This is a genomic window from Candidatus Villigracilis sp. (genome assembly GCF_057083605.1).
This window is the reverse complement of record NZ_JBXMTI010000139.1, coordinates 1-13,071: the sequence shown is the minus strand read 5'-3', so window position 1 is coordinate 13,071 and position 13,071 is coordinate 1. Positions and strand designations below refer to the sequence as shown.

Annotated in this window: 13 protein-coding genes and 2 rRNA genes; 9 read left to right on the top strand and 6 right to left on the bottom strand. The window is 49.4% G+C overall.

Features of this window, described 5'->3' with window-relative positions; all coding sequences use genetic code 11:
- The first annotated feature begins 42 nt into the window (after positions 1-42).
- From AC14M5_RS20695 to AC14M5_RS20655, 9 genes are all read left to right on the top strand, one after another.
- Positions 43-378 carry an Hpt domain-containing protein gene (locus tag AC14M5_RS20695; protein WP_484031614.1) on the top strand — a complete coding sequence of 112 codons (336 nt, stop codon included), beginning with the start codon at positions 43-45 and terminating at the stop codon, positions 376-378.
- Entirely contained in the window at positions 375-1,415 is a 1,041-nt protein-coding gene (locus tag AC14M5_RS20690) for a response regulator (RefSeq protein WP_484031613.1), read from the top strand. The genes AC14M5_RS20695 and AC14M5_RS20690 overlap by 4 nt, the downstream gene beginning before the upstream one ends.
- A 148-nt stretch (positions 1,416-1,563) precedes the next feature.
- A complete protein-coding gene (locus AC14M5_RS20685) occupies positions 1,564-3,552 on the top strand; it encodes a hypothetical protein (RefSeq protein WP_484031612.1) in 1,989 nt (662 codons plus the stop codon).
- A 69-nt stretch (positions 3,553-3,621) separates the two neighbouring features.
- On the top strand, positions 3,622-4,353 hold the full coding sequence (locus AC14M5_RS20680) for a LysM peptidoglycan-binding domain-containing protein (RefSeq protein WP_484031611.1): 732 nt from the start codon (positions 3,622-3,624) through the stop codon (positions 4,351-4,353).
- A gap of 69 nt (positions 4,354-4,422) precedes the next feature.
- Positions 4,423-4,962 (top strand): NUDIX hydrolase, encoded by a 540-nt coding sequence (locus AC14M5_RS20675; RefSeq protein ID WP_484031610.1) that lies wholly within the window; start codon positions 4,423-4,425, stop codon positions 4,960-4,962.
- A 12-nt stretch (positions 4,963-4,974) separates the two neighbouring features.
- A complete protein-coding gene (locus AC14M5_RS20670; protein ID WP_484031609.1) occupies positions 4,975-5,916 on the top strand; it encodes a DMT family transporter in 942 nt (313 codons plus the stop codon).
- A gap of 10 nt (positions 5,917-5,926) precedes the next feature.
- The gene (locus tag AC14M5_RS20665) at positions 5,927-6,295 is read left to right on the top strand and encodes a DUF4406 domain-containing protein (RefSeq protein WP_484031608.1); all 369 of its coding nucleotides are present in this window, start codon (positions 5,927-5,929) and stop codon (positions 6,293-6,295) included.
- A gap of 176 nt (positions 6,296-6,471) precedes the next feature.
- Entirely contained in the window at positions 6,472-10,044 is a 3,573-nt protein-coding gene (nifJ, locus tag AC14M5_RS20660; protein ID WP_484031607.1) for a pyruvate:ferredoxin (flavodoxin) oxidoreductase, read from the top strand.
- Entirely contained in the window at positions 10,041-11,042 is a 1,002-nt protein-coding gene (locus tag AC14M5_RS20655; RefSeq protein ID WP_484031606.1) for a dihydroorotate dehydrogenase-like protein, read from the top strand. Before nifJ ends, AC14M5_RS20655 begins: the two co-directional genes overlap by 4 nt.
- A 73-nt stretch (positions 11,043-11,115) precedes the next feature.
- Here AC14M5_RS20655 and infA (AC14M5_RS20650) read toward each other — a convergent pair whose 3' ends face one another.
- The 6 genes from infA (AC14M5_RS20650) to AC14M5_RS20625 form a co-directional block, all read right to left on the bottom strand.
- Positions 11,116-11,367, bottom strand: a complete 252-nt coding sequence (gene infA, locus AC14M5_RS20650) for a translation initiation factor IF-1 (RefSeq protein ID WP_484031605.1) — start codon at positions 11,365-11,367, stop codon at positions 11,116-11,118.
- 14 nt (positions 11,368-11,381) lie between these two features.
- Positions 11,382-11,579, bottom strand: a complete 198-nt coding sequence (gene rpsU, locus AC14M5_RS20645) for a 30S ribosomal protein S21 (protein ID WP_484031604.1) — start codon at positions 11,577-11,579, stop codon at positions 11,382-11,384.
- Between the two features lie 301 nt (positions 11,580-11,880).
- A complete protein-coding gene (infA, locus tag AC14M5_RS20640; RefSeq protein ID WP_484031603.1) occupies positions 11,881-12,132 on the bottom strand; it encodes a translation initiation factor IF-1 in 252 nt (83 codons plus the stop codon).
- A gap of 22 nt (positions 12,133-12,154) precedes the next feature.
- Positions 12,155-12,352 carry a 30S ribosomal protein S21 gene (gene rpsU, locus AC14M5_RS20635; protein ID WP_484031602.1) on the bottom strand — a complete coding sequence of 66 codons (198 nt, stop codon included), beginning with the start codon at positions 12,350-12,352 and terminating at the stop codon, positions 12,155-12,157.
- Between the two features lie 127 nt (positions 12,353-12,479).
- Positions 12,480-12,596: ribosomal RNA gene (gene rrf / locus AC14M5_RS20630) — 5S ribosomal RNA — on the bottom strand.
- 93 nt (positions 12,597-12,689) lie between these two features.
- A 23S ribosomal RNA gene (locus AC14M5_RS20625) occupies positions 12,690-13,071 on the bottom strand; the annotation flags it as partial.

The following is a 13,071-nucleotide window of genomic DNA, read 5'->3' as shown; positions in this document are numbered from 1 at the left end:
ACCGCCAGCAAGCTGGCGGATTCCAGATTACTTGGAGACATGATGTCATCAATCAACAAAGCGACCTTTGAAGAACTCAAACAATTATCCGGTGAAGATTTCATCAACGAATTGATCGATGCCTTCCTCGAAGATGGCCCGAATATGCTCGATGCCATGCAAGCCGCGCTGGAGTCGAAGAATGCCGAGTCATTTCGCAGGAACGCACATTCCATGAAATCCAACGCCAATACTTTTGGCGCAGTCGAACTGGCATCCCTCGCGAAGGAACTGGAAGGCATGGGGCGGGAAAACAATCTGGATATCGGGGACAGGCTTGAGGTCCTGAAAGAAGCGTTTGCCCAAACTGTGGAAGAATTAAAGGGAATGCGCGCATGACGTCGCCCCATAAGCAAGGTCATCTGCTGATTGTGGATGATAACAAAGTCAACCGTATCCTGCTGGCCCGCGGGGTTGAGCAACTCGGTCACCAGATAGAGACGGCTGAAAACGGCAGGCAAGCGCTGGAAAAATTGCGTGCCGACGACTCTTTCGATCTGGTTTTACTGGATATCGAAATGCCCGAAATGGACGGCTATCAGGTGCTAGAAACCTGTTTACAGGATTCTGAACTGCGCAACATTCCCATTATCATGACATCCTCGCTGGATGAGTTGGACAGCGTGGTCAAATGCATCGAATTGGGCGCGGAGGATTACCTCAATAAACCTGTCAATCCCATTTTACTGAGGGCACGCGTCAACGCCAGCCTTGAGAAAAAACACCTGCGCGATGAACAGCGGAAGCTGATCCGCACTTTCACAACAAAGGAGGTGGCGGAAGAATTGCTGAGATCGGGCTTTTCACTGGGTGGGAAATTTGTAGACGCGTCAGTTATGTTCGCGGATATTCGTTCCTTCACATCCATCACCGAGACCAACCCTCCCGCGCAGATCATCGAAATGTTGAATGACTACTTCGCACTGATGTTCGATGCCATTACAAACCATGGTGGCTCGGTGAATCAGATCGTCGGCGATGGGCTGATGGCGATCTTTGGCGCTCCTGTTCCCCATGAAGATCATTGTGAGCGTGCTGTGTTTGCCGCACTGGAAATGAAGGAGATGCTCGAACTCTTCAATCAGCAGCAAGCCAGGCAAAATAGGCCGAGCATCAAAATCGGCATTGGTATTGCAACTGGTCAAATGGTGGCGGGCTTCACTGGAACGGAACACCGCGCAACTTATACTTGCATCGGCGATGCTGTCAACCTGGCCGCGCGCATAGAGAAACATACAAAGCTGGCGGGCAAACCGATCCTGATCGACAGATCCACTCGCACAAAACTACCGGGAAACATTCAAGTGGAAGACCTGGGTGTGACCACATTCGAGGGGAAACTTCAGGCGATTAACATCTTTGCAGTAATAAAATAGCCATACACATATTAGCTCCAGCCGCAGTCCTCGGCGGCGTTTTCTGATTAATTCCTGCGCCGAGACGGCGCAGGAAGCAAACTGAGTAATAAAATAATCACGCGCCCATTGTCTCAATAACCAGCCCCCTGTTGTTATAATTTCATACATGCTGCAATTCATCAAATCACAAAAGTTCACATCTCTTCTTTTTGCGGTGATTACCATCGCTGCCTATGGTTTGCTGCTCCCTTTCACAGGTTTTTATTGGGACGACTGGCCCTTTGCATGGATCGCAAAATTCCTTGGCCCCGCTGAGTTCAACACAGCCTTCGCACCTTTTCGTCCGTTTCTCGGTCCCATTTTTTATTTCACAACAAGTTTAATTCCGCCTGCTCCACTCTACTGGCAAATCTTTGCACTGGTCATTCGCTTCATTATCGGCATCACAACCTGGTGGGCTTTCAAACAGATCTGGCCAACTCAACCAAGGATCGGATTGATTGCAGCGCTTTTCATTTTAGTTTTTCCTGGGTATAGCCAGCACTGGGTGGCGCTCACACATATCAACCAGGAACTCATCCCATTTATTTTTTATTTGCTTTCATTTGGCTTCACCTTCAAAGCGATAAGATCTGAAAGACCCATCACTTACACAATCATCGCATTGCTCATGCAACTATGCGGCATCTTTCCAACAGAATATTTCTTTGGCCTTGAAGGTTTGCGGTTTCTCTTTTTATTTTTCTTTTTTCAAGGAAATCCAATCGAGCGATTCAAGAAGACCATAAAAGTATGGTGGCCTTATTTATTGATCTGGATTCTCAACGCGGCCTGGCTCATTTACTATTACAGATTCGGCCCGTATACCTCCTACGAGGTCACAGCCACGCAATCACCGAACCTGATTTATTTTTTGACCCAAGCGCTGGATGCAGTTTGGAAAGCGGGATTCTACATTTGGATACAAGTCCTCGTTTTGACATTTTCATCCCTGCCCGCGCCCGCTTCACTCTTAACCCTCAGCCTGGTTGCGCTCTCCTTGGCATTGCTTACGCCTTATCTTCTCCGCTTCGCGCAAACGGAAGAAGGCGATGAAAGGTCATTTTCGGTTTCACTAATCCTCATTGGCATCATTGGAATATTGCTGGGTCGGCTGCCATCTCTAGCCGCAGGTCTTCCATTGACATTGCAATCTTCATTTGACAGGTTCATGATCTCCATCATGATCGGAGGGAGTCTACTAACCATCGGGCTGGTGGAACTGCTGGTTAAAAATCAGTGCATCAAGATGTATGCCTATGCCGTGCTCATCTCCCTCGGCATCGGACAGCAATTTTTCAACGCCAATATCTTCCGCAGAGATTGGGAAAAGCAAGGGGAAATCTATTGGCAAATGGCCTGGCGTATGCCTACCCTGGAATCGAATACCGTTCTGCTCACCCACCAGATGCCGATTGACTATGAAACCGATCTCTCGTTCACCGCGCCCATCAATTGGATGTATGCACCTAAATACACCCGTTCCGACCTTCCTTATATATTGCTTTACACTGAAAAAAGAATTGGCGGCTCCACATTGCCCGCGCTGGAACCAGGAATTGATATTAACTATCCATACCGCACTATTAACTTCCACAGTTCCACGTCGAATGCGGTGGTGATCTACATGCCAATTAATGGCTGCCTGCGTGTGCTCGACCCTGCGCGTGGTGATGAGGAAATTTATGCCAATTTGCCAGAAGTACTGACGAAGGCAATCCCACTTTCCGACCTATCGCGCATCATCACAGAAACAGATACACCTGCCGCGCCTGTCTTCTTCACTGAGCCTGCGCACGAATGGTGCTACTATTTTGCAAAGGCAGAACTTGCCCAGCAGAATAAGAATTATGAACAGATGGTATCACTTGGAAATGAAGCCGTTGCACCAGGATTCAAACCAGAAGACCAGAACGAGTGGCTGATATTTATCGAAGCCTATGCACTGACAGGTGATTTCAAAACCGCTGAAGACCTGTCCACTATGGTGCTGGCTGAGGATGCGCGAATGCGCCGAGGCTTGTGCACTGTCTGGAAACAGGTGCAGGCTAAAGGTCAAGTGGGAAGCGAAAGCGTTATCGAATCAATAATCTTGCCTTTTAATTGCAATCCATGATGTACCGCTTGACGCATTAAACGTCATGTGCTACCATCCTTCGTTGATTATATTGAAAGAGGAGAATCTATGAGCAACAAACAACGCGGCTTGCTGGTGATCTTCATTTTTGTGGTAGCGACAATGTTGATTTCTGCCTGCACGCAATCTTTATCTGCAGCACCCGCCGCAACGCCGACCTTGATCCCGACCGGGTTGTTCGTTTCGCCCTTCCCTTCTGTTGAAAACCCAATGGCAATGATCGAGGAATTCGCCAAGCAGACTTCGGCTGCACAAACATCCGCAGCAGGCGGCACCCCCGGTACGCCACAAGCAATTACTACTGGTACTGTCCTTACCCCGCAAGCGGTTGGCACTGTAACACCTGCTCCAGCAACCAACACTCCCGGCACACCGACCAATGCCGTTAGCACACCCACCAACGCAGTTCCGGCTGCCGCCACTTCCATTCCTGGTGTAAGGCCAACCACCTATATTCTGCAAAAAGGTGAGTTTCCATATTGTATTGCGCGCCGCTTCAATGTAGACCCTGATGAGTTGCTCGCACTTAGCGGTCTGACCAGCGCTGAGGCAAACAGCCTTGTTTCTGGAACGGTTTTGAAGATCCCTCAAAGCGGAGTGTTTCCCTTTGACCGGGCGCTTACGGCTCACCCGGCCACTTACACGGTTGTATCAAGCGATGAAACGGTTTACGGGGTGGCGTGCAAGTACGGTGATGTTGAGCCAGCCGCAATCGCAACGGCAAATTCCATCTCTGTTTCAGCTAGTTTGACCGCTGGGCAGCAGTTGAAGATACCGTAATATCCAAAGAAAAAAGCCCAGGTCATATGCCTGGGCTTTTTTCTTTTTATTTTCAAAAGGAAAAGCCTCATGCCATTTGAATTGCTTCGTTCCGAAACATTATTAAAGGGGCGTGCCTTCACGATCCGCCGTGATTATATGAAAGCACCCGATGGACGCGAAACAAAATTCGATATTGTGGATCACGGCGGCTCTGTCGTCATTATCCCCATGGATGATCAGGGTAATTTGCTTTTCGTGCGTCAATACCGCCACGCGGCAGGCATGGAATTGCTCGAATTGCCCGCAGGTACACGCGACGGCGATGAGCCTTTTGAAGAATGTGCCGCACGCGAGATCCGCGAAGAGACGGGCATGGAAGCAGGCTTGCTTAAGAAAGTTGGTGAGTTTTATCTTGCGCCCGGATATTCCACAGAATTCATGGGTGTTTTCCTGGCTACAGACTTAAAAGAAAATCCACTTGAGGCGGATGATGATGAGTTTTTATCCATTGAGAAAATCCCCATAAAGGAAGCAATTGCCATGGCTGAACGCGGTGATATGCCGGATGCCAAGTCATTGGCGGCCTTGTTGCTGGCGAGACCATATTTGGACGAATATTTGAAATAATGATGATAGTACATGCAGAACCTACCGCCAAACAAGCCTCATCTTAGTGCTGTTGCTCAAGCTTTATTTGTGACGTTTCTGTGGTCAACTTCCTGGATATTGATCAAGATCGGGCTGAAAGCTGACCTGCCCTCGATCACCTTTGCTGGATTAAGATATACACTTGCGTTTGTTTGCCTGATCCCATTCATTATTTTTAATCCTGTCAACTTCAATATTCTCCGAAATTTAACGATTCAAAATTGGGGCAAATTGACTGTGCTTGGGCTCGCATTTTACACGATCACACAAGGTGCACAGTTTGTGAGCCTATCATTACTACCTGCCGCAACCCTGACATTGATCCTGAACTTCTCCACTGTTCTCGTTGCTTTTTACGGAAGCATCAACAAACATGAATCAACTTCAGCCATGCAATGGGTGGGGATCTTCCTCACCGTGCTTGGTGCAATAATTTATTTCCTGCCGCTATCCACGCCAACCGGGCAAATATTGGGCTTATTGGCCGCCCTGATCGGGCTGTTGGCAAATTCAGGGTCTGCAATTTATGGAAGGTACGTGAATTTAAACAGCAAACTACCACCCATTATCGTTACAGTCGTCAGCATGGGTATCGGTGGCTCTTTATTACTAGCGATTGGTTACACAACCCAGGGTTTTGGAACCTTGAACACACAACAATGGATGATCATTGTCTGGCTCGCGCTCGTCAACACCGCATTCGCGTTCACCCTTTGGAATAGGACCCTGCAAACTCTGACAGCGGTTGAATCCAGTATTATCAATGGAACCATGTTGCCACAAATTGCGATCATGGCATGGTTGTTTCTGGATGAGCCCCTTAGCCTCCGACAGATATTAGGCATCATCCTTGTTGGGATCGGAACATTGATCGTTCAACTCTGGCGCTATTTCCCTATCTCCAAAAAACAATACTCTTTAGAAGAATCTTAAAGGAGAGCATATGCCGAACAAACCACTTATGATACTCATTGCGGGCCCTTATCGTTCCGGCACGAATGATGACCCCAAAAAAATACAGGCAAATGTTCACTTAATGGAATCCTTTGCCTTGCCCATCTTCCGCAAGGGACATATCCCCGTGCTGGGTGAATGGTTTGCACTTCCACTGGTTGCACTGGCTGGCTCAACACAAATTGGCGATGATGCATTCAACGAGATTTTTCATCCCATCGCCGTCAGGTTGTTGGATAAATGCGATGCCGTTCTTCGTGTGGGAGGTGCATCCACTGGCGCAGATCAAATGGTAAATGTGGCCAAGGAAAAAGGTGCAAAAATCTTTTACTCACTGGAAGAAATTCCACAAGCATAAAATTCTGAAACGGCGGCTAATAACCGCCGTTTTTTTATTCCCACAAATCCTGTCCAATATATGACAACATGCACGCATATTTAAGCCGAACATAACTAACTGCCAGTCCGCAACGGGGATACACTTATACCTTGAAGAATTAATCAGGTTATTAACCTGTTCTCAAAGGAGCAAGCATGAATAAGAATATCGTTACGATCGACGGCAATGAAGCCACTGCCTCTGTTGCACACCGTCTCAGCGAGGTGATCGCCATTTACCCCATCACCCCCTCTTCCGCCATGGGTGAATTCGCGGATGAATGGTCAGCCAAGGACAAAAAGAATTTATGGGGCACGATCCCTGCGGTTATCGAGATGCAATCTGAGGGCGGCGCGGCTGGCGCAGTCCACGGCGCGTTGCAAACAGGCGCGCTCACCACTACCTTCACTGCCTCGCAAGGTTTATTGTTGATGATCCCCAACATGTATAAGATCGCGGGCGAACTCACCAGCACCGTCTTCCACGTGGCGGCGCGCGCCATTGCGGCACATGCTCTCTCGATTTATGGCGACCATCAGGATGTAATGGCATGTCGTCAGACTGGTTGGGCATTGTTCTCTTCCGGGTCAGTTCAGGAAGCTCACGACTTTGCCGCCATTTCACAAATGGCCACACTCAAGTCGCGCATCCCCTTCCTGCATTTCTTTGATGGTTTCCGTACATCCCATGAAGTAACAAAAATCTATCAACTTACGGATGAAGAACTCCGCTCTCTCGTGGACGATGACCTGGTACGTGCTCATCGAGCACGCGGACTCTCCCCGGAGCATCCCGTATTACGCGGTTCGGCCCAGAATCCCGATGTCTATTTCCAGATGCGTGAAGCGTCCAACCCCTACTATACTGCCACCCCCGGTATCGTTCAGGAAATGATGGACAGGTTCGCCAAAGTCACGGGCCGCCACTACAACCTGTTCGATTACACGGGTCATCCCGATGCTGAACGCGTGATCGTTGTAATGGGCTCCGGCGGCGAGACAGCCGAAGAAACCGTGAAATATCTCGTTGCAAAAGGTGAAAAGGTCGGCGTGGTACGTGTGCGCTTATATCGTCCATTCTCATTTGAGCACTTCGTGAAGGCGCTGCCAAAGAGCATAAAAGGCATTTCGGTACTTGATCGCACAAAAGAACCAGGTGCTTCCGGCGAGCCGCTCTACCTCGATGTGGTCAATGCTCTCGTTGAAGCCAACCGCCCCGGCATCAAAGTTATTGGAGGGCGCTATGGCCTCTCCTCGAAGGAATTCACCCCAGCAATGGCAAAAGCCGCGCTGGATGAATTGAAGAAAACCGAACCCAAGGTCCACTTTACAGTGGGTATTAATGACGATGTTTCAAACACCAGCCTTGAGGTAGATTCCTCCTTTAAGATCGAACCTGAAGAAACGGTGCGTTGTGTGTTCTTTGGCCTAGGTTCAGATGGCACCGTTGGTGCAAACAAGAATTCGATCAAGATCATCGGTGAAGAGACCGATAACTATGCCCAGGGCTATTTCTATTACGACTCGAAGAAGTCTGGTACGGTGACCATGTCTCATTTGCGTTTCGGGCCCCAACCTGTCCGTGCGCCATACCTGATCGAAATGAATGAAGCTACATTTGTCGCCTGCCATCAGTTCACCTTCCTTGAGCGTGTGGATATGCTCAAGTATGCAAAGCCCGGCGGTACCTTCCTGCTCAACAGCTTGTACGGTCCCAATGAAATTTGGGACCACCTACCTGTGGAAGTCCAGAAAGATATCGTCGAGAAGAAACTCAAGTTCTACGTGATCAACGGTTACGATGTCGCCGACAAGACAGGCATGGGCGGGCGTATGAATACCATCATGCAGACGGCCTTCTTCGCCATTTCTGGCGTCCTGCCGCGTGAGCAGGCCATCGAAGAGATCAAACATGCCATTGAAAAGACCTATGGCAAACGCGGTGAAGCTGTCGTCAAGAAAAATTTCGAGGCTGTGGATGCGACCATCGAGAATCTCTTTGAGGTCAAAGTTCCGGCGAAGGTAACGTCCAAGACGACGCGCCGACTCTCGGTCCCGGCTGAAGCGCCTGCCTTTGTCCGCGATGTACTCGGGCAAATCATCAACTCCGATGGCGACAATATCCCAGTATCCGCTTTTCCAGTGGATGGCACTTTCCCACTTGGCACAACACAATGGGAAAAACGAAATCTCGCGCTTGAAATCCCAGTGTGGGATGCGGATTTGTGCATTCAATGCGGCAAGTGCGTGATGGTCTGTCCACATGCGGTCATTCGCCATAAAGTATATGATGAAAAATTATTGGCGGATGCGCCTGAAACCTTCAAGCACATGCCGTCGAAGTTCAAGGAATTTTCGCAGGGCATGGCATACACGTTGCAGGTCGCGCCCGAGGATTGCACAGGCTGTACCTTATGTGTGGAAGTTTGCCCTGTGAAGGATAAACGCACGGTGGGACGACGCGCGATCAATATGGCGCCGCAGCCGGCCTTGCGCGAAGCCGAAGCAAAGAACTGGGATTTCTTCATGAATATCCCAGACATGGACAGGAAGTTGTTTAATCCTTCCACGATCAAAAATTCACAACTGCTCCGTCCGTTATTTGAGTTCAGCGGCGCGTGCGCGGGATGCGGTGAAACGCCTTATGTGAAACTGGTCTCGCAACTCTTTGGTGACCGCTCGGTGATCGCGAATGCAACGGGCTGTTCTTCCATCTATGGCGGCAACCTCCCCACCACGCCCTGGGCTGTGGATGCAAAGGGCCGCGGGCCAGCATGGTCCAACTCGCTGTTTGAAGATAACGCGGAATTCGGCCTGGGCATGCGCCTGACGATTGATAAGCAAAATGAGTACGCGCTTGAATTGCTAAAGAGTTTTGAAAAAGAGCTTGGCGCAGATTTGGTGAATGCAATCGTGAATGCAGATCAAAGCGATGAAACGGGCATCGAAGCGCAACGCGAACGTGTTGCTGAATTAAAGAGCAAACTTGGAAAATCAAACGATAGCCGCACGAAAGACCTCATTAGCATTGCAGACAGCCTCGTGAAGAAATGTGTGTGGATCATCGGTGGCGACGGCTGGGCTTATGACATCGGCTACGGCGGCTTGGATCATGTGCTGGCATCTGGCCGAAACGTCAATATCCTGGTGCTGGATACCGAAGTGTATTCAAACACAGGCGGGCAGGCCAGCAAATCCACGCCGCGCGCGGCAGTTGCAAAATTCGCCATGGGCGGCAAGAGTATGCCAAAGAAGGATCTTGGCCTGATCGCGATGTCCTATGGTTATGTCTATGTGGCACGTATTGCCATGGGCGCGAACGATCAGCAAACACTCAAAGCCATGATCGAGGCCGAGTCCTATGATGGGCCTTCACTCATTATCGCGTACAGCCACTGCATCGCGCATGGCTATGATATGGCGAAAGGCCTCGAACAACAAAAGCTCGCGGTACAGTCCGGTCATTGGCCCATGTATCGATACGATCCGCGCCTGGTTGAGCAGGGGCAAAACCCGCTTGTCATCGAATCCAAGGAACCGAGCATCCCGATGTCACAATATGCTTACAACGAAACACGCTACAAGATGCTCACACAATTGGATGAAAATCGCGCCGAGGAATTAATGTCGGAAGCACAGCAGGATGCCAAAGCGCGCTGGACTCTCTATCAGCAGATGGCGTCCATGCATTATGGAAATGGGAACGGCAGCGAGGAGAAAAAGCCGTGACCGATCTTTCCACGACCTATCTTGGTCTGAAATTAAAGAACCCGCTCGTCGCTTCGGCCTCTCCCCTCTCAAAAAAACTAGACACGGCACGCAAGTTGGAGGAGGCAGGGATTTCAGCCATCGTCATGTATTCCCTTTTCGAGGAACAGATCACTCACGAATCGCTCGAACAGGACCATTACCTGACTCGTAATTCCGACTCCTATTCCGAAGCCCGATCCTATTTGCCTGACGGCGGCTTGTACGGCATCAGTCCAGAAAAATATCTTAACCAGTTATCTGCGCTTAAGAAAACCTTGAGTATTCCCGTCATCGGCAGTTTGAACGGCGTTTCAAAGGGCGGCTGGACGAGTTACGCAAAAAAGATTCAGGATGCTGGTGCAGATGCGCTGGAATTAAATCTCTACTATTTGGTTACCGACCCCAATTTGAAAAGCGAAGATGTGGAGGCTGCACAGGCAGAACTGGTCGCGGAGATCCGCGCGGCGATCAAGATTCCACTGGCTGTGAAACTCAGTCCGTTCATCACAAGCCTGCCTCATTTTGCAGGCAGGCTTGTCGATGCCGGCGCAAACGGGCTGGTGCTTTTCAATCGCTTCTACCAACCCGATTTCGACCTGGATGAATTGGACATCCTCCACAACCTGGACCTGAGTACCTCTTCAGACTTACGTCTGCCCTTGCGCTGGATCTCGATTTTGTATGGCAAGGTCAATGCAGATTTCGCGCTCACAAGCGGAGTACACACTGCGAAGGACGTTATCAAATCCATGATGGCTGGGGCGAAGGTGGCGATGACAGCTTCGAATCTGCTCCATCGTGGCGAGCAGGCTATCGGTCCAATCTTGAGCGAATTGGAAGAGTGGATGAAGGAGCGGGAATACGAGTCCATCGAGCAGATGCAGGGAAGCATGTCCCAGAAAAATGTCCGCGAGCCGGCAGCATTTGAGCGAGCCAACTATATGAAAGTATTGGGGTCATGGCGCGAGTTGCCATGAGGATGGGCAGGTTAAATCAAAAGGGCTTCCGAAGTGGAAGCCTTTTTGATTACAGGAAGAAAATAAACGGGGATTATTCCTGAACAGGAGCCGCGGGAGCTTGCTTGCGCTGACGGAAGGTGATGCGTCCACGCGACATATCATAGGGAGACATTTCAAGCGCAACACGGTCACCAAGCAAAATGCGGATATAGTGCTTGCGCATCTTGCCGGAGAGGTAAGCCAGTACTTCATGGCCGTTGTCCAACCGCACACGGAATTGAGTACCTGGTAACGCTTCTATCACCAAGCCATCCACCTTGATTTTGCCTTCTTCTTTTGTCATACACACCTCTCGATCTATTCAGTTTCCTTGAAAGAACGTCGTTTGATGCGACGGATTGCCTTCTTCTTTTCGATTCGCCGCTGTTCGCTTTTGGACACAAACCAGCGTTTGTTGCGAATGGTGCTTAAAATACCGCTTTTAACTATTTTCTTACGAAAACGCCTGAGCAAAGAATCTTGAGATTCACCATTACGTAAATTTACTGAAGCCACGAGATTTACCTGCTTTTCTCAAAGAAATAGAAAATCGGCTGTCGTACAGACTCAGCCGAAGGTCTTCATCAAAAACCTGAAACGAACTCAATGACCGAACGATCAAAAATTACGCTTCAATACTCCTTGATTTTAACCTGTGGGAAAAGACAATTCCACAGCCAAGTCTACTTTCGGCATTATACACGATTCGTGCAGGGCTGAGAAGATTCTGCACGTGGCATTTGTTCGAATGGGCGAGTCCGCGAAAACAAAAAGTCCCCCGCTTTCACGGAGGACTTTGGTAATCGCAATCGGATGATTAACTTTGAACAGGAGCGGAAGGGGCATTCTTACGCTGACGAAAAGTAATTCGGGCGCGTGTCATGTCATAAGGTGACATCTCCATGGACACATGATCTCCCAGGAGAATGCGAATATAGTGTTTCCGCATTTTGCCCGCAAGATAGGCAAGCACTACATGTCCATTGTCAAGCCGCACGTGGAATTGTGTTCCAGGCAGCGCCTCAATCACAAGACCATCGACCTTGATTTTGCCTTCTTCTTTTGTCATACACACATCCTGCCTGTTCTTCTTACTCGTTATCCTTAAAGGCGCGTCGCTTTATGCGGCGGATCGCCTTCTTTTTCGCCATTCGGCGCTGTTCGCTTTTGGATACAAACCAGCGCTTGTTGCGGATAGTGCTTAAAATACCGCTTTTAACTATTTTCTTGCGAAAGCGCTTGAGTAAGGAGTCTTGCGACTCACCATTACGTAAATTTACTGAAGCCATGAAATTCACCTACTTTCTACATGAAAATTTTCAAACATCGCACACGCAGCCTTGAAAACACGAACTTAGGCTGCAACATGCTACATACGAAAGAAATCCCGCACGTAATATATTAAAAAGAAAAGCCCCTTGGCAATGACCTACTCTCCCGGGAGGTCGCCCTCCAAGTACCATCGGCGCTGACGTGCTTAACTACCGGGTTCGGTATGGGACCGGGTGTACCCACGTCGCTCAAATCACCAAGGGACAATTTCACAAAATTGTTCCTGAATAGCAAATGTGGTCTTTAGACCATTCATTGATGTATGTTTGAAAAGTACCAAGTTCTCCGCATCACGGAAGGAAGCCCTCGACCATTAGTACAGTTTAGCTTAACACATTGCTGCGCTTACACACACTGCCTATTAACCAGATAGTCTATCTGGGGTCTTACACCCTTACGGGTCACAGGGATCTAATCTTAGGGCAAGTTTCCCACTTAGATGCTTTCAGCGGTTATCTTTGCCAGACATGGCTACCCAGCGATGCTCCTGGCGGAACAACTGGCACACTAGAGGTCTGTCCACTCCGGTCCTCTCGTACTAGGAGCAGATCCCTTCAAATCCCTTACGCCCACAGCGGATAGAGACCGACCTGTCTCACGACGGTCTGAACCCAGCTCGCGTACCGCTTTAACGGGCGAACAGCCCGACCCTTGGGACCTTGTCCAGCCCCAGGAT